This window comes from Kitasatospora sp. NPDC048545 (assembly GCF_040651155.1).
GTDB lineage: Bacteria > Actinomycetota > Actinomycetes > Streptomycetales > Streptomycetaceae > Kitasatospora.
Window position 1 is genome coordinate 1 of record NZ_JBEZIQ010000012.1, and the last position, 22,039, is coordinate 22,039.

The window sequence follows — 22,039 nt, forward strand, 5'->3', positions numbered from 1 at the left end:
CCGGACGGCCACTCCTGGCAAGCCACTGAAGGCAAGACCTCATCAGCCACATCCGGCCCTCCCGGGCCGAACAACACCTTACGGAGAACCTCATGATCATCGTTACCGGAGCCACCGGAAAGCTCGGCCGCCGCACCGTCGAGCGCCTCCTGGAGCGCATCCCCGCCGACCGCGTCGGCGTCAGCGTCCGCGACCCCCGCAAGGCCCAGGACCTCGCCGACCGCGGCGTTCGTGTCCGGCAGGGCAGTTTCGACGACCCCGACACGCTCGTGCACGCCTTCGAGGGAGCCGAGCAGCTGCTCCTCGTCTCCCTCGACCGCACGGGCGAGAAGTGCGTCAGCGGCCACCGTGCCGCCATCGACGCCGCCGTGAAGGCCGAGGTCGGCCGCATCCTCTACACCAGCCAGACGGGCGCCGCCCACGACTCCCGCTTCCAGGCCTGCCGGGACCACGCCAGGACCGAGGACCTGCTGCGTGCCACCGGCCTGCCCTGGACCGCGCTGCGCAACGGCTTCTACGCGGCCAGCGCCCTGCAGTTCCTGGAGTCCGCCCGCCACACCGGCGACATCGCCCTTCCCGCCGACGGCCCTGTCGCCTGGACCGGCCACGACGACCTCGCCGAGGCCACCGCGGCGATCATCCTCGATGAGGGCCGCTTCGACGGGCCCACCCCGCCGCTCACCGGCCCGGCGGCGCTCGACTTCGACACCGTCGCCGAGATCGCGTCGCAGACCACCGGGCGGCCCTTCACCCGCACCGTCGTCCCCGACGACGCCTTCCGCGAGCAGGTCCTGGCACACGGCGCCCCGGCCGCGATCGCCGACCTGCTGCTGGGCATCTTCGGCGCAGCGCGGAACGGCGAGTTCACCACGGTCGACTCGACGCTGGCCGAGCTGATCGGACGGGAACCCGCCACCTTCCGCACCCAGCTGGAACATGCCTGGGCCGAATAGATCCAGCGGGGGCGCACAGACGGCCCGGCCTGACTCGCCGCCCACGAAGGCTCGTTCTCCGTCACCCGAGGCCGTCGATCGCCAGATCGGCGGCCTCGGGCACAGACCCCAGGCTCCGCACCGGATTCCACACCATCCCGGAGGCTCCCCGTGCGCCACCCCCATGCCCGGCTGACCATCCACAGCAGACGGCTCCTCATCGAACGAGTCCGCGCCGGCAGACCCATCGCCCACTGAGCTTGCTCCGCTTTGACGGACACCGTCGGTGTGGTGGTCAGGCCGCCAGAACGGTTTTGTACTCGGCGGGACTGCGGTAGCCGAGGCTGCTGTGCAGCCTGCGCATGTTGTACCAGCCTTCGGCCCACTCAAAGATCGCGGTGCGGGCTTCCGCCCGGTTCGACCATGCCCGGGAACCGATCAACTCCCTTTTCAGCGTTGCGAAGAAGGACTCGGCGAGGGCGTTGTCCCAGTACCGGCCGGACCGGCCGACCGAGAGCCGGATGTCGAACCCTCCTGCCAGTTGGGCGAATTCACGGCTTGTGTACTGACCGGGTTCAAGGGGTCGTTGCAACGGTGTTGAGGATCGCGGAGAGCCAGCCGCGGCCCCCCCTTGGCGGCGTCCGGGAAGTGCAGGTAGCGGAATTCCGTGAAGTCCTTGTTGAACGCCGCCAGGACGCTGCCCTGGATGTCGGTGGAGCCGGCCGCAGAGTGTGCCGCTGACCGTGGATCACCGGCGGGCTCGGCATCGGGTGCCCGAGCCACGGGACGCCACCCAAGCAGCAGCGCCGCGCTTTCCTGTGACGACGTGTGTGACATGACGTCTACATACCGCTCCCTCGGGCCAGGATTCGGTCGCCAGCCTCTCGGTCGGTGCGATCGAGTTCCGTGCGCAGCTTCGTGAGCTGTCTCCGAAGCCAGCGCCAGCCGGCGATCGGCCATCAGCCTGCTGGGCGACTCGTCCAGGGCCGTGGTCGAGAACAACGTCCTCGCCACCGGCTTCGACACCGGCAAGGGGCCCCTGCCTGCGCCCCGGAGCAGAGCACGGCCAAGCTCTCCGTCTCCACCGGCTCGGTACCGGGCACCGTCGCCGACTACAACCTGGCCGACCCCTTTGCCAACGGGCCGATCTACAGCTGGGCGGGCGGCAGCTACGCCACCGCGGCCGAGTTCGCCCAGTCCGTCCCGCAGCAGGGCGCCCACGACCTCACGGCCGATCCGCACTACGACGGGAACGCCGACACGGAACTCCCCATCGGCTCCAACTGCCAAATGGGGGAAGGGAAGGCCAACCGATCATCGCTGCGCGTGCACGTCGGCACGATCGGTCCGCGACCGACGGCCTGACGTCCCAGGCCCGTGAACAGGTGCGGCTCACCCGGCGGATCGGCGTGCACCGCTTCGTGGTCTTCCTCGACGCGTGCGACCTGGTCAACGACGGCGAACGGCTCGACCGGGTCGAGACCGAGGTACGCGCGCTGCTGTCCGCGCACGGCCTGCTGGGCGACGGCATCCCGGTCGTCCGGGGCTCCGCCGACAAGGCGGTGGAGGGCGACCCGGACTGGGAAGCGAAGATCGCCGAACTGGCCGAGGCGCTCGATGCCGTCCCCGAGCCCGTTCGGGCGGTCGACAGGCCGTTCCTGCCGGCCGTCGAGGAGGTCTACGCGATCCCCGATCGCGGCACCGCGATCACCGGCCGGTGCGGGCGCGGCGTCATCCGGGTCGGTGACGAGGTCGAGCTCGTCGGCATCAGGAAACCCGGAAGCTCACCTGCACGGGCATCGAGGCGGGCCGTACCGTCCTCGACGAGGGACGGGCCAGCGAGCACATCGGCGTGCTGGTGAGCGGCGTCGAGCGCGAGGAGGTCGAACGGGGTCAGGTCGTCGCCGAGCCGGGCTGGGTTTCGCCGCGCACCGGGTTCGAGGCCGAGGCCTACCTGCTGGACGCGTACGAGGGCGGGAGGTCCAAGCCCTTCGTCAAGGGCGACCGCCCCGCGCGGGGGCCTCGATGTCGTGCGAGCCCGGGATCCCTCCCCTGGTCAGCCCGCCGTCCCCGCCCCCGGGCTGCTCGCTGCCCCCCATGTCTCCCGGGCGACCCGGCTTGTAGGCTCTCGTGGAACAGCTCTGAATTCTTGAAGGGGGAGCCCGGTGCGCGCCCGTCGGTGGACAACTGTGGTCGCTGGAGTCGTCGCGCTGAGCGGCCCGACGGTCGCGTACGCCCGCGGCGGGGGCGGCGGCCACGGGTTCAGTGGCGGCGGGGGCGGCGGGGGCAGCCATGGTGGTGGCTCCCACGGGTCGACCGGCGGCGGCTTCGGCTTCGGCTTCGGCTCCGGTGTCGGAGCCGGTGGCGGTGGGCTCGTCGCCCTGTTGGTGATCGTGGCCGTGGTCCTCCTGATCCTGTGGTTCGCGCACCGGCGCCGGAAGGCGGCGCAGGCGGTCGGTCTGAACACGGTGTCGGACCGTACGGCGCACCGCGCGGACGCGCAGGCGCGCGAGCGCGCCGCCCGGGTCGGGGCCCGGGTCGACGCCATCGCCGACACGGATGCGACCTTCGATCGCACCACGATCGAGCGCCGGGCCGTCTGGCTGTACGTGACCGCCCAACATGCCTGGACCCACCACGATCACGCCACGTTGCAGCAGATCCTGTCCCCGGTGCTCTACGGCAAGTGGGCCGACGAGCTGCGCGACTACGAGTCACGCGGCGAGGTCAACGTCGTGGAGATCGTCTCCGGCCCGGTGGTCGAGCTGGTCGACGTCGCGAACCGCGCGGGCGAGGTGAACGACACCGTCACCTTCCGGATCACCGCGACGCTCAAGGACTACGTACGCCGCAGCCACGGCCAGGATGCCGTGCGCAAGGACGGCTCGACGCGCCCGGTCGAGTACTGGACGCTGCGCAAGAGCCGGGCCGGAGAGTGGATCGTGTCGTCGGTGGAGCAGGCGGCCGAGGGTGCGCACCACCTGACCAGCGCCATCGAGACGGACGGCTGGGACCAGAAGGAGGTCGCTCGCGAGGCGGTGCTGGAGGTGGCCGGGAAGACCGCGGTCAAGGGTGCGAGTGACATCCTGTCGCTCACCAACATCTCGTGGAGCACGGATGCCGACACCGCCGTCGGCGATCTGAGCGTGCTCGACGGCCGGTTCGACAAGGCGGTTTTCGAGGTCGCCGTCGAGCGGTTCCTCGAAGAGTGGGTCATGAACGACGGCAGCCTGGACTTCACGTCCGTGCGCACGGTCGACCGGACCGTCATGCGTAACGCCGTCGTCAGGTCCGTCACGGTGCGCTCGCTGGTCTCACGCGACCCGATCGTCCTCCGTGTCGCGGTCGACGCGGAGGGCGTCTACTACGAGGTCGACCGGCGCACCGAGCAGGTGCTCCGTGGCGACGCACACAAGCGCAGGCCGATCACCTTCGCGTTCGATCTCCGGCTGGACGACACGTCGACCGAGGCGTGGACCGTGATCGCCACCGCCGTGGAGTAGCCGGAGCCCGCGCCGGGGCCGCGCCGTACGTGCGGTCGCGCCCGGCCCTGCTCCGGCCCCAGGGGTTCTCGCGCTTCGCCCGGTGGATACCGGTGAGCCCGGCACCGGACCCTCCCACCGTAGGAGAGTCCACCATGATGGCGTGCGCAACGAACTTCTCACCATCGGGCGCTTCGCCCGTCTGTGCCGCCTGAGCGTGAAGCAGCTACGGCACTACGACGACGTGGGGCTGCCGGCTCCCGTCCGTGTGGACACCGGCACCGGCTACCGCCACTACGCGTCCGAGCAGGCACGTGACGCCCTGACCATCGCCCTGCTGCGCGAGATGGATCTTCCCCTGGCCGTGATCGCCCAGGCACTGGCTGCCGGGCCCGAGCGCAGGGCGGGGATCCTGCGCAGCGAGTGGGACCGGCTGGCCGAGCGGATCAGCAGGGACCAGGCCAGGCTGGAGATGCCGGGACGGCTGGCAGAGCACGGCCTGCCGGGCTACGAGGTGACCCTGGGCGAGGAGCCGGAGCGACGACTGGCGCTGGTGCGAACGGTCTGCAGCCCCACGGAGATCGGAGCCGGGGTCGAGGAGTGCGCAGTTCGGCTGCTGCTCGTGCTCGGCGGGACGGGAATCGCGTGGGAGCCCCCACTGTGGGGCTTGTACCCGCTGGACCTGGATGAGCGGATGGAGATCGCCGTCGGAGCGCAGACCCCGCGGGGGAAGGACGTGTCCGGCCTGGAAGTCCGGGTGCTGCCCGGCGGCCTTGTTGCCGAGACCACGCACATCGGGCCCTACACGCAACTGCCGCCGGCCCACCACGCGCTGTTCGCCGCCATCCACGAGCGCGGGCTGCGCCCGCAAGCTGGCTCCGGCGCACCGACGACCCCCAGTCGGACCTGCCGCAGGCCGCTCTGTCGATGGAGAAGGCCGGCACCGGCGGCGCCCTGTTCCGCAACCTCTACCGCGACTTCCTCGCCGAATGCACCGACCTGCTCGACAGCCCCCACCTGCGCACCGGCCACACGCTGTACACCGAGGCGGCGGTCCTGTGGACGGACGCAGCAGCAATGATCAAGAAGGCCGGCGAATCGGGCGACGCGCAGTACCCCGTCCAGGCCGGATCGGTCCTCCGCGACCTCTCACGCGTGGAACGCGAGGCCATGCAGGCGCTGAGCCGCCTGCGGAGTGGGACCCGGGCCTGGACCAGCCCTGACCGGCTTCGGGAAAGGTCCGGAGCCACCTCGGCGACCGCCTCCCGCCCCGAACCCCCTGGCACACCGCTGAAGCCCCGCGGCCGCAACCGCCGACCCGTCGGGTCCACCTGGCCGTCTGGTCCGCCTGGTCCGCCGGTCCGCCGGCTCCGCAACCGCCGACCCGTCGGCGGTTGCCCGTACGGGTACCCGAAGGGGCCCCGGGTCTGCCCTTCGGTCCCTGGCGCCCCGGCCACCGCGCGCGTTATGCAGGAAGGGTTGCTGTTCCACCGCGGGAAGAGGCCCCCCTTGCATGCCCCCTTGCACACCCGACACACCAGGGCCCAGACCTCCGGACGCACCGGAACGCCGGTCCGAACGCCGCGCGCGGGCGGCCGGGCACCGGGGCCGGACCTGATGGCGCTGCAGGCGAGCGCCGGGAACCGGGCCGTCGTCCAGATGCTCCGTCAGGCGGCCGGCCCGGCCGGGCGGACCGGCGCAGCGGTGCAGCGCTCCGCCGTCCACGACGTCCTGAGCACACCCGGCCGGCCGCTGGAGGCCACCGTCCGCTCCGAGATGGAGGGCCGGATGGGCGCCGACTTCTCCGCCGTCCGCATCCACGACGACAGCGCCGCCCAGGCGTCCGCCGCCGAGGTCGGCGCCCGCGCCTACACCTCCGGCAACCACGTCGTCATCGGGGCGGGCGGCGGCGACCGGCACACCCTGGCCCACGAGCTCACCCACGTCCTCCAGCAGCGCCGGGGCCCCGTCGCGGGTAGCGACAACGGCTCCGGGCTCAAGGTCTCCGACCCGTCCGACCGCTTCGAGCGCGAGGCCGAGGCCAACGCCGTCCGGGTGATGCGGAAGGCGCTGACCGAGCCCGTCGCGGCCGACCCGGCCGCCGGGGAGCGGGCCGGAGTGCACGCGCACGAGGACGAGCACTGCGCCGGCCACGGCGCGGGCCCCCTGGCCGGGGAACCCGTCCTGCAACGGGCGGCCGCCTTCCAGCCGTTCAGCAACATGACGGCCGGCAACACGCCGATCGGCGGCATCCAGACCGACGTACTGGGCGGGGCCGGCCTCGTCTACCCGGGCGGCGGAACCCTCGGCAACTGGGTCCACCTGGAACGGATGCTCAGCAACACCGGGGGCGGATCGTCGCCCGGAGAGCCCGCGGACATCACCGCCATCAGGACCGTCGACAGCGGCCTGGTGCGCGCCAACGGGCAGCAGAACGCGGCCACCGCGATGCACGCGATCAACGGCGACTTCACCGCCGGCGCCAACGACACCGCCACGAACATCTTCATGGGCTCGGCCAAGTCCAATACCCAGGAGCACTTCAACAAGGTCGAACGGCCCATCCGCGCCTCGATGCAGAGCGGCACTCACGGACTCGCCGCGGGCTACGAGCAGTGGATCGCCGCCAACCAGCCGATCGACCTCGGCGACGGCAAGATCGGCTTCGCCGCCCCGGGGCAGACCGTCCAGGGCACCCAGTCGAGCGCGACGGCCCTGGCGCCCTACCAGCAGTCGCACCCGACCGTCACCCACGTCATGGACCCGGCCGCCCCCATCAAGAACCCCAACGCCAGGTGGCCCAAGATGATCCACTACCGGGTGACACCGCACTACACGTACAGCAACGATCCGGCACAGTGGCCCCAGTTCCTGAAGGACAACCTCGCGGCGGCCCAGCAGCTCGTGGACGACGAGCAGCTCAAGCCGGTGAACCAGCAGGACCAGCAGGCACTGGCCAACGAGATCGCGGCCATCAACCTCCTGAAGCTGCGCGCGCACCAGCTGTTCCCCGCGACGTACACCTGCGAGGCCGACTACTACCTCGCCTCCTACAACCCGCAGGCACCCTGGTACCACGGCCACGACCTGGACACGTACGACGCGGAGGTCTGAGGTAGCCCATGCGCGACGACCAGCACGACGACCAGCACGACGACCGACCCGGCGGCGAGCACGACGGCCCCGGCCGGACGGCACGCCCCGGGGTCTTCCTCGCCCACGCGCCCGCGGACGCCGACCGGGCCGCCGCCCTGGACGGCCGGCTGCGCGCCGGCGGCCTCCGGACCGCCCTGGACGAGTCCCGCGACCTCTCCGACGAGCTGCCGGCCGAACCGGTCCTGCAGGATCTGGGCGCCTGCGGGCTGTTCCTGCTCGTCTGGTCCCGGGCCGCGGCCGACGACCCCCACGTCCTGGAACAGCGCCGGTACGCGGCCTCGTTCGACAAGCCCTGCCTGGTCTGGCCGCTCGACGCGACGGCCCTGCCGCCCGGGGAGGGCCGGGTCGAGCGGCTGCCGGCCGGCAGTGACGACCGGGCAGTGGACGCCGCGGTCCACCGGCTGCTCGGCGCCCAGCCCTCCGACGCCCCGCCCGCCGACGCGCCCGGGGCGGGCCCGGCGGGCTCCGGGGCGGTGGAGCCCGGCCACTGGACGATCGAGAGTGACGACCCGTCCGGGGAGTCCCTGGACGTCGACCTCACCGCCTCGGCGGACGCGGCCGTGCCGGACGACTCCGTCGAGGGCGGCCACCTGACGGGCACCCACCACCGGGCGGGCCTGCGGGGCGAGGTCACCGGCCGCTGGTGGTTCGCCCCGGAGGAGGGCCGGCTCGACCTGGAGCTGTCGTCCTCCTTCGGGCTGCGCCCGCTCCGCGAACGACGGCACCTCCGGATCCTGGACGTCGACGGCCGCACCCTCACCGCCGAGGACCTGCACGGCATCGCCGACCCTCGGCACTACCGGCTCACCCGCGACCACTGACCCGGCCCCTCGACGGGCGGGGAGCCGCCGCGAACACCCGCCCCGCTCCCCGCCGTGACACCGCACCGACCCACCGCCGCATCGCCACACCGACCCACCGCCGCGCCCGACGGCTACGACCTGCCGCAATCCGCCGTGTCCACGGTCGAGTTGACGAAGGACTGCCCGTGCGTGGAGATCACGGTCCAGGACAGCCCGACGTGCCCCCCGGAGCCGTGCCCGCCCGACCCCTGCCCGCCGGACCCGTGCGACCCGGAGCACCCCGAGCCTCAACCGCATCCGCACGGCAAGTAGCGCCCGCGCCACAGCCGCATGACCGCATGAGTGCCCGAACCCGGCCGGAGGAGCCCCGCAGTGGCTCCTCCGGCCGCGTGCCGACCGGCCTCGGTCACGGACCGGGCCCCGCCGGCGGTGCGGACGGGCTTCTCCGGACCCGGCGCGGTGGCAGCGGTACGAAGCCGCTGGTGCGGGCGGCGTAGTCGGCCCAGCCGGGCCGCTGAGCTCCCAACTGCCGCTCCAGCATGGGCTTTCCGCTACCGAATGCGAGCAGCCAGGTCATCAGGAGCGGGCTCGGGACGAAGGCCCAGCCGACGGGGATGTCCGCGGCGAGCAGGAACAGACCCCACCACACGCAGGCGTCGCCGAAGTAGTTGGGGTGACGGGTGTAGCGCCAGAGGCCGCGGTCCATGACCCGGCCCCGGTTGGCCGGGTCGGCCTTGAACCGGGCGAGCTGGCGGTCCCCCACAGCCTCGAAGAAGAGGCCGACCGCCCACAGTGCGGTGCCCGTCCAGGCGAGCGCACCAGGCGGGTGCGGAACGTACTGGGCGGCCTGGACGGGGAGGGAGACGAACCAGACGAGGGCCGCCTGGAGCAGGTAGACGATCCGCAGCGCGTACCGGGTACGGGGCGGGCCATCGGGGGCTCGGGCGAGCATGCGGGCGTAGCGCGGGTCCTCGGGCGCGCCCCGGGCGCGCCACCAGATGTGCGCGGACAGCCGCAGGCCCCAGACCGTGACGAGCACCGTGGCCAGCAGCCGGCGTCCCGGGTCCCCGGAGCCGTCGGAGAGCGCGTAGCCGGTCAGCGCCACGGCGGTGAACGCCAGTCCCCAGGCGACGTCCACGCCGCGGTGGCGCCCGGTGCGCACCCCGACGGCGAAGGCGGCGAGCATGACGGCGAGGGCGACGGCGGCGGTGACCGCGAGGTCGAGGGCGAAGGCCGTGGCGCTCACGGCCGCGCCCCGGATCCGCCGGGCGGGACGGCGGGCGCGCAGAGCGGGCCCGCCGCGCTCATGCCGTCACCTCCTCACGGGTCAGCACCACCTGCCGGACGTCCAGGTAGCCGGTGCGGAAGCCCGCCTCCGAGTAGGCGAGGTACAGCTCCCACGTTCGCCGGAACACCTCGTCGAACCCGAGGGCCGCGACCTGCTCCGACCGCTCGGTGAAGCGTTCGCGCCACAGGCGCAGCGTCTCCGCGTAGTGCGGCCCGTAGGAGTCGACGCCGGTGACGCGCAGGCCGGTGCGGTGGGCGGCGGTCTCGGTGATCGCCTGCAGGGAGGGGATGAGGCCGCCGGGGAAGACGTACTTGAGGATCCAGGTGTAGGTGCGGCTGGCGGCGAGCATCCGGTCGTGGGGCATGGTGATCGCCTGCAGGGCGACCCGGCCGCCCGGGGCCAGGACCCGGTCCAGGATGGCGAAGTACTCCGGCCAGAACGGCCGTCCGACGGCCTCGATCATCTCCACGCTGACCACGGCGTCGTACGTGCCTTCGGCGGCACGGTAGTCGCACAGCCGGACCTCGGCCCGGCCGTCCTGCCCCGCGTCGGCGATCCGGCGGCGGGCGAGGAGGAGTTGCTCCTCGGAGAGGGTGAGGCTGACCACGCGGGCCCCGCGGGCGGCGGCGCGCACGGCGAGTTCACCCCAGCCGGTGCCGATCTCCAGCAGCCGGGTCCCGGTGCCGACGCCGGCCAGGTCGAGCAGGCGGTCGATCTTGCGGTGCTGGGCGGCGGGCAGGTCCTCCCGGGTCGCGGCGGGCAGCGGGCCGGGAGCGGCCGGGAAGAGCGCCGAGGAGTAGGTCATCGTCGGGTCGAGGAACAGGGCGAACAGGTCGTTGGACAGGTCGTAGTGGCGGTGGATGTTGCGCCGCGCGTTCGTGGTGGTGGCGAGTTCCTCGGCCGGCGGACGCTTGACGCAGAGCCGGCGCAGCCACTGCGCCCCGGTCGGCACCAGTGTCTCGGGGGCGGCGGCCAGCCGGGTGAGCAGCGCGACCAGGTCGGGGCTGTCCCAGTCGCCGGCCTGGTAGGCCTCGCCGAATCCGATCAGGCCGCTCTCGCCGACCCGGTGCAGGAAGTCCTCGGGGCGGTGCAGCCGCAGGACCGGCGCCCCGGCCGGGGCCCGCCGCAGGGTCCGGCCGTCGGGGAGTTCGACGCGCACGCCGCGCTGTGCCGCCACCCGGTGCAGCAGCCGCCCGGCCACGGCGGCGCGCAGCGGCGCGTGCGGCACCCGGGCGACGTCCGGCCAGCGGGCGGGGTCGACGACGGGCACCGGCCGTGCCGCCGGGGGGACCGTGGTGGTCATGGGGTGGGCACCTCTTCCGTGGGCGTGGGCGTGGACGTGAGCGCGGGCGTGGGCGTGGGCGTGGACGGGGCACTGTCGGCGCGACCGGGCGGGCGCCCGGGCGGGCGGTCGGGCGGGCGCGGGTGAACAGGCGGGCGCGGGTGGACGGGCAGGCCGCTGAGCCACAGCCGGATCCCCCGGTAGCGGATGTGCAGGCTGACCGCCCAGGTCGCGAACGGGTGGGTCAGCGCGGCACGCAGCAGGGCGGCGGGGCCGGCCGGTCGCGCGGTGCCGTGGACGGTGGCGGTGAAGGCGCGGCCGCCGTCGCGTTCCAGGTGGACGGTCAGGCGCAGGCGCTCGCCCGGCTCGGGCAGCACCATCCGGTAGTGGCCGTCGACGGGGAAGAACGGCGAGACGGGGAAGTCCTTGGGGGTCTCGCCCTGCCCTTCGGGGTCGGGCGGCAGCAGGTAGCGGTGCCGCCCGCCGTACGTGTTGTGGACCTCGGCGACCGTGCACAGCGGGCGACCGGCGCCGTCGCGGCACCAGTACACGGTCAACGGGTTGAACACGTACCCCAGCGAGCGGGCCTGGGTCAGCATCAGCACCCGGCCGTCGCCGAGCCGGACGTCGTGCCCGGCGAGGTAGCGCTCCAGCTCCTGACGGATCGTCAATCCTTCTCCGGTGGGCTCCAGGGCGTGGTCCTGCGGCCGGAACCCGGCCAGTGGCCGCAGCGGCCGGGGCACCGGCGGGAGGTGGTCGAGGTCCACCAGCCACAGGCAGCCGCGGTGCCGGAAGGCGGGACGTCGGGGTGCGGTGCGCACATGCGTGGTGGTGGTGTCGTAGAGGACCGCGCCCCACGGGCCCGGGAGGGTGGTCACGGCGCGCCCACCCCCAGCAGGGACCGTGCGGCCTCGATGCCGGAGCGGCAGCCGTCCTCGTGGAAGCCCCAGCCGTGGTAGGCGCCGGCGAACGCCGTTCGCGCGGTGGTGAGTTCGGGCAGCCGGCGCTGCGCGGCGACCGTGTGCGCGGTGTAGATCGGGTGCTCGTACACGGTCCGCGAGACGACCAGGTCCTCGGGGACGGGACGCTGCCGGTCCTCGTTGAGGGTGACCAGGTAGTCCTCGGCGGTGTCCAGGCGCAGCAGCCGGTTGAGGTGGTAGCTGACCCGCACCCGATCCGAGGGCGCGTCGCAGTGGGGCATCCGGTAGTTCCAGGAACCGCGGGCCCACCGCGCGGCGGGCAGGACGGAGGGATCGCGGTGCAGCACGGTCGGGTTTCGCGAGTAGGCGAAGGCGCCGAGCACCTCCAGTTCGGCGTCGGTCGGGTCGACGAGCAGGTGCAGCGCCTGGTCGGCGTGGGTGGCGATCACCACGGCGTCGGCCACGGTGCGGCGGCCGTCCCCGGAGACCACGGTGACGCCGTCCGGGTGGCGGCGCACCGCCCGCACGGGGGCGGACCGGTGGACGGCGGTGAGCCGCTCGGCGATCTTCTCGACGTACGTGCGCGAGCCGCCGACGACGGTGCGCCAGGTCGGCGAGCCGGTCACGGAGAGCATGCCGTGGTTGTCGAGGAACGCGAACAGGTAGCGCGCCGGGTAGTCGCCCGCCAGGTCGGGGGCGCAGGACCACACGGCGGCGACCACCGGGGTCACGAAGTGGCTGACGAAGTACGGCGAGAAGCCCTCGGCTGCGAGGAAGTCGCGCAGGCTGGGGTCACCCGCCGCGGGGGCGGCGAGGAGGCGGCGGGCGAGCCGGTGGAAGCGGGGCACCTCGGCGAGCATCCGCAGGTACCGGCCGCGCGCCAGGGCGCCGGGCTTGGCGAACAGACCGGCCGGCCCACGGGCGCCCGCGTACTCCAGACCGCACCCGTCGCACCCCACCGACAGGCTCATCTCGCTGTCCCGGGTGCGGACGCCGAGTTCCTCGAACAGCCGGACCAGGTGCGGGTAGGTCCGCTCGTTGTGGACCAGGAACCCGGTGTCCAGGGCCAGGGCCCGGCCGTCCGGCCCGGTGGCCTCCTGGGTGTGGGCGTGGCCGCCGAGCCGGGCGTCCGCCTCGAACAGCTCGACCTCCGTCCCCGCCCGGGACAGCTCGTAGGCCGCGGTGAGACCGGCCACGCCGGAGCCCACGACCGCGACCCTGCGCACCCGCGCACCGCCGCTGGCGGACGGGACGACCTGCGTGGTGGAGACGGTGCCGGACATCGTCACAGGAGCCCTCCTGACGGGGCCGCACCCGCGGCCCGTTCTGTCGTTGCACCGAACATTCGGAACCGCCAGGGCTACGGATTGGCCCGACCTCCGGCCGGCACCGGCCGGGCTCCCCGGGGGCGGTGGCCCCGTCCCTCACCGTGCCGCCCTCGCCGCTCGGCCGGCGCCGGGGCCCGCTGCCGCGGCCGTCCTCGCAGCGCTCGGTCCGGCAGGGCCGGACGGCCGGGCGGGGGCGGACGCGAACGCGGTTCGGAGCCGGCCCAGGCCGTCCCGGATCCGCGTCTTGACCGTGCCGAGCGGAAGGTCCAGCAGATGCGCGATCTCGCGCTGCGAGTAGCCGCCGTAGTAGGCCAGCACCACGGCCTCGCGCTGTGCTCCGCTCAGGTCAGCGAGTGCGGACCGCACCCGCAGGCGGTCCAGCGAGCGGACCACCTGCTCGTCCGGCGGATCGGACCCCACCGCCTCCGGGAGGGCGGTCCGCTGCTCCCGGTCGGCGGCCGCCCGGGCGGAACGCACGCGGTCCACGGCCCGGTGGTGGGCGATGGTCAGCACCCAGGTGGTCACCGTTCCGCGCTCGGGCCGGTAGGCCGCGGCGATGCGCCACACCTCCAGCAGGACCTCCTGCGCCACCTCCTCCGCGTGGACCGGGCTGCGCAGGATCCGGAGCGCGACCCCGTACACGGGCCCGGCCACCGCGCGGTAGAGCAGCTCGAACGCCGCGTCGTCGCCGCTCGCCGAGCGGGCCAGGAGGGCACGCAGGTCGTCGGCCGCCGCCCCGGGCCGCCCGGAGGCGTCGGCAGCACGACGAGCCCGTGTCCGTGTTCGCGAAGCCACAGACCCACCGTGCGGCGTCCGCCCCGAGGGGCCCACTCGCAACGTTTGTGCACCGTTTCTCTCGCAGGCGACGCCGGGCCGCAGGCCGGTCCCCGCAACGGATCGCGAACGCGGGCCGCGCAGCGGATCGCACGCCGGTCCCCGCAGCGGCGCGCGCGCCGCGCCGCGCCGAACCCGGCGGCGGGCCGTGCACCGGGCCGCGCGCCGCGCGCCCGATCCGTACGGTCACCGCCGGGAGCCCGCCAGATCCGCCGACACCTCCCGGGCCGCCCGCGCACCCGAGGCCAGCGCTCCCTGCACCGAGGCCGTCGCCCGGTGGTCCCCGCACACGTACCGGCCCGGCGCGAACCGCGTACTGCGGCTGAGCGGCAGCGGCGCCGGCCCGGCCGGCAGCGCCTCGGCGATCCGGTAGTCGGCCAGCGGGCGCCACGCCGAGGAGTCCACGCCGTACAGCTCACCGGCCCGCCGCCGGGCCGCCCGCTCGTCCGCCTCCGCACCCAGCACCGAGGTCGACACCAGTGCCCGGCCGTCCGGCGCGCAGCCCGGTACGACCTCCGACAGCACCACCGTGTTCAGCACCCGCCGCTGCGCGTCCACCACGAGCACCGGCTCGCGCAGCGGGCTGACCGACGCCACGTGGTAGAAGGTCGTCACCGCCCGCGCCGCCGGCACCTCCAGGCCGGGCAGCAACCGGGCCGCCGCCGCCATCCCGGTGGCCACCACCACGGCGCGCCCGCGCAGCGCAGCGCCGTCGGCGAGCACCACCCCGTCGGCCGTCAGCCGCTCCACCGGCGCTCGGCACACCAGCCGCCCCTCCGGCAACCGCGCGGCCAGCTGCCGCGGCACGGCCCCGATCCCCTCCCCCGGCAGACACAGGCTCCCGCGCACCATGCTGCGCCACACCAGGTGGAACATCCGGCTCGACGTCTCCAGCCCGTCCTCCAGGAACACCCCGGCCAGGAACGGGCGCAGCACGCCGTCGACGGTGCGCCGCGACACGCCGGCCCGCCGCAGCGCCCGTGCGGTGGTCGTCTCCGGCGCCCGTTTGAGCACGGCGGCGGGCAGCGCCGCGTCGCACAGCCCCAGCAGGCCGACGGTCGCCAGGTCGCGCAGCGGCAGCGGCCCGTCGGGCAGCAGGCCCAGCGCCTGGGCCGGGCGACGGGTCGGGTCCAGCAGCCGGCGGGAGCGCCGCCCGTCGGCGAGCAGGAAGCCGGGCGTGAACGGGCGCAGTCGCAGCGCGCCGAGATCCACCCGGCGTCTGACCTGCGGATAGGAGGTGTTGAACACCTGGAAGCCGCGGTCGAGGCGGAACCCCTCCACCACGTCGGTGCGCATCCGCCCGCCCACGTCGTCGGAGGCCTCCAGGACCAGCACCTCCCGGCCCGCCGCGGTGAGGTCCAGCGCGCAGGCCAGCCCGGCCGGCCCCGCCCCCACCACGATCACCTCCACTGCCGTCTGCCGTGACATCGCGGCCTCCTCGTTCAGCTCGGCGCCGGTCCCGGCCCGGGCGGTCGTCCCGGACCGGCCAGGTGCGATTCGGAGACCGGCGGTGGAACGGATTGGATCCGGGGCGCAACACCCGGGGCAGCGGCCGCGCATCGCGGTATCCGCGGACGCATCCACGGACGCGTCCGCGACGAAGAAGGGGCGTGACGGCCCGCGCCCCCGGCGGGCCGCAGCCGAGAGGAGTCCCGATGATCAACGTGGAACGCGCCATGGTGGTCGACCGGCCGGCCGAGGAGGTCCTGCGCTACCTGGCGGACTTCGGGAACACGCCCGGGTGGGACCCGGGCACCGAGAGCTGCGTCCGCCTGGACACCGGGCCGGTGGCCGAAGGGGCGCAGTGGCGCACCACCTCGCGCTTCAGGGGGCGGCGCACCGAACTCGTCTACCGCTTGGAGCAGTACCGGCCCGACCGGCTGGTGTTCGTCGGGCACAACCGCACCGTCCGGGCCACCGACGACATCACGGTCCGCGCCTCCCGGGGACGCACGCTCCTGGTCTACCGCGCCTCCCTGCGGTTCAACGGCCTCGCGCGCCTCGCCGCGCCCCTCCTCCGGGCCGAGTTCGAACGCCTCGCGGACGCGGTCGCGGATCGGCTGCCCCGGGTGCTGGCGGAGCGGTGACCGACGGACGGTGGCATGCCTCCGCGACAGGCGGGGCTTGCGAGGTACGCGGGGCTGCGAGGTACGCGGGGCTAGCTGGGCCTGCTGGGCTTGCTGGGCTTGCCGGAGCGATGCGTGCCGTGACCGAATCCGGCCCACCCGCACGGGAGTTGCCGTCTGGCCACGGGGGCGACGGGCTGCCAGGCTCTCAGGCCTACCGCTCCGGAGCCTGAGGAGGAATCGCACGGTGGTCCACGTCAGGCGCTCTCCCGCCGGTCGACGGCCGCCGCCCTGCCGCCGGGCGGCGCGGCCCCGGCCCGCGCCCCGACCGGACAGGCGGCCGAACCGGCGCGGCATCCGCAGGCGGCACCGCGGCCACCTCGGCGTTCACGGCCGGCACCGCCGCCGGTCCCGGTGCCACCACGACCGCCTCCGATCGGCTGACCGGTGGACTTTGCCGCCACACACCGTCAGCACGCCAGCGGCTACCGAGAAGTACGCCGCCCGGGTTCCTACGATCCGCCCCATGAGCAGCCGGTCCGCACCAGCCTGCGACGGGTCTGCCGAACCCCAGAGACGACGGGACGCACACATGAGACGAACGATCCGCGGCCGCCTGCTGGCCTGGGCCGCCGCCGGCGCGACACTGGCCGCCGTGGCGGGCGCGACCGCCGCGCCCCCGGCGGCGGCGCACGACGACGACCTCGGGCCCGCCATCGAGGCGATCATGCACAAGCCCGGTTACGAGCACGCGCAGTGGGGCGTGCTGGAGACCGATCCGGCGACCGGCCAGGTGTTCCACTCCCGGTACGCGAACCAGTTCTTCGTCCCCGGCTCGACCGCGAAGCTCGTCACCATCTCGGGCGCCTGGCACGCGCTGGGCCCCGACCACCGCTTCTCGACCCCGGTCTTCGCCACCGGCTCGCGCACCGGCTCGACCCTCACCGGCAACCTGGCGATGGTCGCCCAGGGCGACCTCACGATGGGCGGCCGGACCAGGCCCGACGGGACGGTCGACTACACCTCGATCGACCACACCAGCGCCAACGACCTGCCCGGCGCCACCCTCACCCCCGAGAACCCGCTCGCCGGCCTGGACATGATCGCCCACCAGGTGCGGGCCACGGGGATCACGCGGGTCGACGGTGACGTCGTGGTGGACCCGCGGCTGTTCGCGCCCCCGGCGCTGGACCCGCAGCCGACCCCGCTCATCATCAACGACAACGTGATCGACCTGCTGACCACCCCCAGCGCCCCCGGCGAGACCGCGCAGCTCATGTGGCGCCCGCAGGTCGCGCCCTACCAGGTCACCTCCACCGTGCAGACGGTGGCGGCGGGCGGCACGACGGACATCCGGGTCTCGGCCTCCCCCGACGGCACGCGGATCACGCTGAGCGGCACCATCGCCGCCGACGCGCAGCCCGTGCTGCGCATCTCGAACGTCCAGGACCCGAACGCCTTCGGCCGCACCGCGCTGATCGAGGCGCTGGCGCGCGCGGGCGTGACCGTCTCCGCCGACCCGACCGGCCCGAACCCGGACGGCAAGCTGCCGACCTCGTACGACGGCGACCCGCAGGTGGCCGCGTACGTCTCCCCGCCGTACAGCCAGTACGCCAAGCTGATCCTGAAGGTCAGCCACAACCTCGGCGCCAACCTGGCCCTGTGCAACATGGCCGTGACGCGCGGGAGCAAGGACTGCTTCGACGGTTTCGGCGTCGAGCGCGACTTCCTCACCGACGTGGCGCACGTCGACCCGACCCAGTTCCAGCTCGCCGACGGACGCGGCGGCGTCTTCCAGGACCGCGCCACGCCCATCGGCCTCGACCAGGTGCTCGCCTACTGGCTGCGCACCCCCGACGCGGACGCCTTCCGCCACGCCCTGCCGATCCTCGGCGTGGACGGCTCGCTGGCGATCTCCTGCACCACCGACTGCCCGGCCCGGGGCAAGGTCTTCGCCAAGCCGGGGACCATCGTCGGCGCGGACGACCTCAACCAGCGGATCGCGTACAACGCCCAGGACCTGGCCGGCTACCTGGAGACGGACGACGGCTGTCTGCACCTGTTCTTCATCGGCGTGAACGGCGCCTCGGCCACCGACATCAACGACGTCATCCGCATCTTCGACGACGTCAGCCAGATCGCCGCGCTGCTCCAGGAGCAGGCTTCGGCCGGGCACCGCGCCCCGGAGCACGGGGCCGCCTCCTGATCCTGGGGGTCACGGCGTCCGGGAGGCGCGCGGTCGGCATCGACCGCGCGCCTCCCGGCCTGTCCCCGGCCCGGGGGCCGGGGGCGGGGTCAGGGGCAGTGCTTCCAGGCGAGGTGGTAGACGGTGTTGATGTTGCCGTCCGTCGAGTCCATCGTCATGAAGCTGGTGCTCTTGGTCGGGTCCGAGGTGCCGGCCGCGACCCGCAGTTCGGTGTTGATGTTGAAGTTGCGCTCCTCGCCGCAGGGCGCCCAGACCAGGGCGGCGACGTCGACGGTGTCGGTCGCCTGCCAGCTGTCGTCCTGCGGGCCGGAGAAGCGGTGGGACTGGTACGCGGTCTGGGCCTGGCCCTGGAAGTAGTAGTTGGCCCGTTCGGTCCCGTTCGCGCCCTTCTCCAGGTGGGCGAAGCCGCGGTAGTCAGCGGAGGCGATCGCGTAGGTGAAGCCCTGGGGGACGTGCACGCGCAGGTCGAGCTGGCAGTTCTTCCGGAAGTCGGTCGGCTTCGAGCCGAGCCCCACCTGAGCGAGGTAGTCGCTGTAGGTGACGGTGAACGCGGTGTTGTCCGGGGAGACGGCCACGGCGGCCGTTCCCGCCGGACAGCCGGAGCCGTTGACCGTCGCGACGTCGATGACGATCCGGTCGGGCGGGGTCGGGAGCGAGTCGACGCCGAAGGCCGACGGGCCGGACAGCGATGCGGCGACGGCGGTCGCGGCGGCCAGCGCGCGGAGCAGCATGGGCATCCCCTTCGATCGAGCAGAGTCGGAGTCGGAGGCGGTGCGGCGCGGTTCTGCGCGGTGCGGCGCGGTTCGGCGCGCTTCGGCACCACCTCGGTTTGACATGCATATGTCAGCACATGCGCGGGCCGCTGCCCAGGGGGTGGAGTCGAAAGAAGAGCCAATCCGGCCCCGGCCGCCCCGCGGGCGAACTCCACCCCCAGGAGGGCGAGTTCACCGGAGGCAAGCGGGTGACGCCGGCGACCCGGGACCGACAGATGCTTGACAAACTCAACCTTTCATCCCTAGAGTCGCCATTGCTTCACATGCTGAAAGTTCCATGTGTCAAGCGCCACCGACGCCTCAAGACCGCGAGATCCTCATGCACGACAGCATCCCTTCTGTGGTCGCCCGCCTGCGGGCCGAATTCACCACCGGCCGGACCAGGCCGCTCGCCTGGCGGCTGGACAAGCTGGCCGCCCTGCGCACCCTGCTCACCGACCGGGCCGAGGTCTTCCAGGAGGCCCTGCACGCCGACCTCGGCAAGAGCGCCGCCGAGGCGTACCGCACCGAGATCGGCTTCACGATCAGGGAGATCGACCACACCACGGCGCACCTGGCGCAGTGGCTGCGGCCCGAGCCGGCGGACGTCCCCGAGATCTTCCGCCCCGCCGAAGCCCGGGTCGTCCGCGACCCGCTGGGCGTGGTGCTGATCATCGCGCCCTGGAACTACCCGCTCCAGCTCGCCCTGGCCCCGCTGGTCGGCGCCCTGGCCGCCGGGAACACCGCCCTCGTCAAGCCCAGCGAGCTCGCCCCCGCGACCTCCGCGGCCATCGCCGAGCTGCTGCCGCGCCACCTCGGCGAGGAGGCCGTCGCGGTCGTCGAGGGCGCCGTGCCCGAGACCACCGCCCTGCTGGAACAGCGCTTCGACCACATCTTCTACACCGGCAACGGCGCGGTCGGACGGATCGTCATGGCCGCCGCCGCCAAGCACCTGACCCCGGTCACCCTGGAGCTCGGCGGCAAGAGCCCGGTCGTGGTCGAACCCGGCGCCGACCTCGCCGTCACCGCCCGGCGGATCGCCCGCGGCAAGTTCCTCAACGCCGGCCAGACCTGCGTCGCCCCCGACTACGTCCTCGCGATCGGCGGGACCGCGACCGCCCTGGAGGCCGAACTGGCCGACGCGGTGCAGGAGTTGTTCGGCGCGGACCCGGCCGAGAGCCCGGACTACGGACGGATCGTCAACGAGCGCCACTTCGACCGGCTCACCGCCCTGCTGGCCGACGGCCGCACCGTCACCGGCGGCGAGCACGACCGCGCCGCGCGCTACCTCGCCCCGACCGTCCTCGCCGACGTCCCGGCGACCGCCGCGGTGATGCGGGCCGAGATCTTCGGCCCGATCCTGCCCGTCCTCGGCGTCCCCGACCTCGACGCGGCGATCGCGTTCATCAACGAGCGCGACAAGCCGCTCGCCCTGTACGCCTTCACCGAATCCGAGGACACCAAGCGACGGCTGACCGAGGAGACCTCCTCCGGCGCGCTCAGCTTCGGCCTGCCCGTCTCGCACCTGGCGATGCCCGCGCTGCCGTTCGGCGGCGTCGGCGAGAGCGGCATGGGCCGCTACCACGGCGAGTACTCGATCGACACGTTCAGCCACACCAAGGCCGTCGTCGACAAGCCCCTCGCCTGACCCCTGCGAGTCCGCGGGTTCCCGACGCCCCGTGACCCCGGGCCCCGGCCGACCGTCCGAACGGCCGACGGGGGTTGGTGCGCGGCGCCCGCGGTCCGGTGCCCGGGGTTCGTGGCGCCCGGGGTCCGGTGCGCCCGGGGTCGGGTACGGCCGGCCCTCAGGACGACCGCCGTACCACCAGCTCCGTCGGCAGCACCAGCCGGGAGGGCGCCACGTCCTCGCCGGCGATCTGCCGCAGCAGAAGCCCGGCCATCGCGCGGCCCATCTCCTCGACGGGCTGGCGGACGGTGGTCAGCGGCGGATCGAGGAGCCGGGCCACCGGTGAGTCGTCGACGCCGACCAGCGCGATGTCGCCCGGCACGTCCAGGCCCCGGGCCCGCAGGACGGCGAGGGCCCCGACCGCCATCACGTCCGAGGCGGCGAACACCGCGTCCAGATCGGGGCAGCGCCCCAGCAGTTCGCGCATCGCCCGGCGGCCGCCGTCCTCCGTGAAGTCCCCTCCGGCGACGAGGCGTTCGTCCGCGGGCAGGCCGGCCGCAGCCAGCGCGTGGCGGTAGCCGACCAGCCGGCCGTACGCGGCGTCCATGTCCAGCGGGCCGGTGATGGTGGCGATGCGGCACCGCCCCCGCCCGGCCAGGTGCTCCACGGCCGAGCGGGCGGCCCTCACGTTGTCGGTGTCGACGTACGCCGTCGGCTCCTGCGGCGACCGGCGGCCGTTCAGCACGGCCGGCAGGCCGAGCGCGCGCACCCGGTCCGGCAGCGGGTCGTCCCGGTGGACGGAGACCAGCAGCACGCCGTCCACCCGCTGCGCGGCCAGGTACTGCTCGAAGCGGCGCCGCTCCTGCTCGGTGCGGACCAGTGTGAGCAGCAACTGCTTGTCCGCCGCGCCGAGTTCGGAACTCACCCCACGGATGATGTCCAGGAAGTACGGCTCCGCCCACAGCCGCGCCTCGGTCTCGGGCACGACCAGCGCGATCGCGTCCGTCGGGCGGCCGGCCGGCGACCGGGCCGCCCGGTCGGGTGCGTAGCCGAGCTCCGCGATGGCCCGGCCGGCCGCCTCCCTCGTCCGGTCGCTCACCCGGTGCGAGCCGTTGATCGCCTGGGACACCGTGCCGCGCCCCACCCCGGCCCGGGCCGCGACCGTCTCCAGGGTCGGCCTTCCGGTCTGCCGTCCGCTCACTGCCCACGCGCCTTCCGTCGCCGCCCACCGGCCTCGCGCCCGCCTGGCAGCGCATGCTAGATCACCCGGCGCGGCCCCGCCACGGGTCGTGCAGGTCCGGGAAGGGCCGGCGGCGACCGGCGGCTCCCACGCAGGTACGTGCCCGGACCGGGCAATCCGGGC

18 protein-coding genes and 2 pseudogenes are annotated in these 22,039 nt (G+C 73.9%); 11 read left to right on the forward strand and 9 right to left on the reverse strand.

Annotated elements, in window-relative coordinates; translation table 11 throughout:
- The first annotated feature begins 92 nt into the window (after positions 1-92).
- A complete protein-coding gene (locus tag AB0D10_RS13880; protein WP_360255279.1) occupies positions 93-953 on the forward strand; it encodes an SDR family oxidoreductase in 861 nt (286 codons plus the stop codon).
- A 274-nt stretch (positions 954-1,227) separates the two neighbouring features.
- Here AB0D10_RS13880 and AB0D10_RS13885 read toward each other — a convergent pair whose 3' ends face one another.
- Complete coding sequence (locus AB0D10_RS13885; RefSeq protein ID WP_360255282.1) at positions 1,228-1,524, reverse strand: integrase core domain-containing protein; 297 nt, start codon at positions 1,522-1,524, stop codon at positions 1,228-1,230.
- Between the two features lie 326 nt (positions 1,525-1,850).
- Here AB0D10_RS13885 and AB0D10_RS13890 point away from each other — a divergent pair, with 326 nt between their 5' ends.
- The 7 genes and pseudogenes from AB0D10_RS13890 to AB0D10_RS13920 all read left to right on the forward strand — a co-directional run bounded on the left by AB0D10_RS13890 (position 1,851) and on the right by AB0D10_RS13920 (position 8,391).
- Complete coding sequence (locus AB0D10_RS13890) at positions 1,851-2,297, forward strand: hypothetical protein (protein WP_360255285.1); 447 nt, start codon at positions 1,851-1,853, stop codon at positions 2,295-2,297.
- A 20-nt stretch (positions 2,298-2,317) separates the two neighbouring features.
- A complete protein-coding gene (locus AB0D10_RS13895; RefSeq protein WP_360255287.1) occupies positions 2,318-2,794 on the forward strand; it encodes a hypothetical protein in 477 nt (158 codons plus the stop codon).
- A gap of 327 nt (positions 2,795-3,121) precedes the next feature.
- Positions 3,122-4,435, forward strand: a complete 1,314-nt coding sequence (locus tag AB0D10_RS13900; RefSeq protein WP_360255289.1) for a TIM44-like domain-containing protein — start codon at positions 3,122-3,124, stop codon at positions 4,433-4,435.
- Positions 4,436-4,577: 142 nt separating this feature from the next.
- Positions 4,578-5,270 (forward strand): annotated as a pseudogene (locus AB0D10_RS13905) (MerR family transcriptional regulator); the annotation flags it as partial.
- A 14-nt stretch (positions 5,271-5,284) separates the two neighbouring features.
- Positions 5,285-5,605, forward strand: a pseudogene (locus AB0D10_RS13910) (DUF4872 domain-containing protein); the annotation flags it as partial.
- A gap of 426 nt (positions 5,606-6,031) precedes the next feature.
- Positions 6,032-7,528, forward strand: coding sequence for a DUF4157 domain-containing protein (locus AB0D10_RS13915; protein ID WP_360255660.1), 1,497 nt, complete (start codon positions 6,032-6,034; stop codon positions 7,526-7,528).
- Positions 7,529-7,536: 8 nt separating this feature from the next.
- Positions 7,537-8,391: a hypothetical protein gene (locus tag AB0D10_RS13920; RefSeq protein ID WP_360255291.1), complete on the forward strand. Its 855-nt coding sequence runs from the start codon at positions 7,537-7,539 to the stop codon at positions 8,389-8,391.
- 388 nt (positions 8,392-8,779) lie between these two features.
- Here the strand turns inward: AB0D10_RS13920 and AB0D10_RS13925 are convergent, their stop codons facing one another.
- The 6 genes from AB0D10_RS13925 to AB0D10_RS13950 all read right to left on the reverse strand — a co-directional run bounded on the left by AB0D10_RS13925 (position 8,780) and on the right by AB0D10_RS13950 (position 15,453).
- Positions 8,780-9,559 carry a DUF1295 domain-containing protein gene (locus AB0D10_RS13925; protein ID WP_360255662.1) on the reverse strand — a complete coding sequence of 260 codons (780 nt, stop codon included), beginning with the start codon at positions 9,557-9,559 and terminating at the stop codon, positions 8,780-8,782.
- 118 nt (positions 9,560-9,677) lie between these two features.
- Positions 9,678-10,964 (reverse strand): class I SAM-dependent methyltransferase, encoded by a 1,287-nt coding sequence (locus tag AB0D10_RS13930; RefSeq protein WP_360255294.1) that lies wholly within the window; start codon positions 10,962-10,964, stop codon positions 9,678-9,680.
- Positions 10,961-11,821 (reverse strand): DUF1365 domain-containing protein, encoded by an 861-nt coding sequence (locus AB0D10_RS13935; RefSeq protein ID WP_360255296.1) that lies wholly within the window; start codon positions 11,819-11,821, stop codon positions 10,961-10,963. The genes AB0D10_RS13930 and AB0D10_RS13935 overlap by 4 nt, the downstream gene beginning before the upstream one ends.
- Positions 11,818-13,146 carry an FAD-dependent oxidoreductase gene (locus AB0D10_RS13940; RefSeq protein WP_360255664.1) on the reverse strand — a complete coding sequence of 443 codons (1,329 nt, stop codon included), beginning with the start codon at positions 13,144-13,146 and terminating at the stop codon, positions 11,818-11,820. The genes AB0D10_RS13935 and AB0D10_RS13940 overlap by 4 nt, the downstream gene beginning before the upstream one ends.
- Positions 13,147-13,287: 141 nt before the next feature.
- Positions 13,288-13,986 (reverse strand): sigma-70 family RNA polymerase sigma factor, encoded by a 699-nt coding sequence (locus AB0D10_RS13945; protein ID WP_360255299.1) that lies wholly within the window; start codon positions 13,984-13,986, stop codon positions 13,288-13,290.
- Positions 13,987-14,211: 225 nt separating this feature from the next.
- Positions 14,212-15,453, reverse strand: coding sequence for an NAD(P)/FAD-dependent oxidoreductase (locus tag AB0D10_RS13950; RefSeq protein ID WP_360255300.1), 1,242 nt, complete (start codon positions 15,451-15,453; stop codon positions 14,212-14,214).
- Positions 15,454-15,680: 227 nt separating this feature from the next.
- Here AB0D10_RS13950 and AB0D10_RS13955 point away from each other — a divergent pair, with 227 nt between their 5' ends.
- Both AB0D10_RS13955 and dacB read left to right on the forward strand, forming a co-directional pair.
- The gene (locus AB0D10_RS13955; RefSeq protein WP_360255302.1) at positions 15,681-16,112 is read left to right on the forward strand and encodes an SRPBCC family protein; all 432 of its coding nucleotides are present in this window, start codon (positions 15,681-15,683) and stop codon (positions 16,110-16,112) included.
- Positions 16,113-16,683: 571 nt separating this feature from the next.
- Complete coding sequence (dacB, locus tag AB0D10_RS13960; protein ID WP_360255305.1) at positions 16,684-18,297, forward strand: D-alanyl-D-alanine carboxypeptidase/D-alanyl-D-alanine-endopeptidase; 1,614 nt, start codon at positions 16,684-16,686, stop codon at positions 18,295-18,297.
- A gap of 89 nt (positions 18,298-18,386) precedes the next feature.
- Here the strand turns inward: dacB and AB0D10_RS13965 are convergent, their stop codons facing one another.
- On the reverse strand, positions 18,387-19,034 hold the full coding sequence (locus AB0D10_RS13965) for a DUF4360 domain-containing protein (RefSeq protein WP_360255307.1): 648 nt from the start codon (positions 19,032-19,034) through the stop codon (positions 18,387-18,389).
- A gap of 355 nt (positions 19,035-19,389) precedes the next feature.
- Here AB0D10_RS13965 and AB0D10_RS13970 point away from each other — a divergent pair, with 355 nt between their 5' ends.
- Positions 19,390-20,697, forward strand: coding sequence for an aldehyde dehydrogenase family protein (locus tag AB0D10_RS13970; protein ID WP_360255309.1), 1,308 nt, complete (start codon positions 19,390-19,392; stop codon positions 20,695-20,697).
- Between the two features lie 157 nt (positions 20,698-20,854).
- Here AB0D10_RS13970 and AB0D10_RS13975 read toward each other — a convergent pair whose 3' ends face one another.
- A complete protein-coding gene (locus AB0D10_RS13975; RefSeq protein WP_360255312.1) occupies positions 20,855-21,877 on the reverse strand; it encodes a LacI family DNA-binding transcriptional regulator in 1,023 nt (340 codons plus the stop codon).
- Positions 21,878-22,039 lie beyond the last annotated feature (162 nt).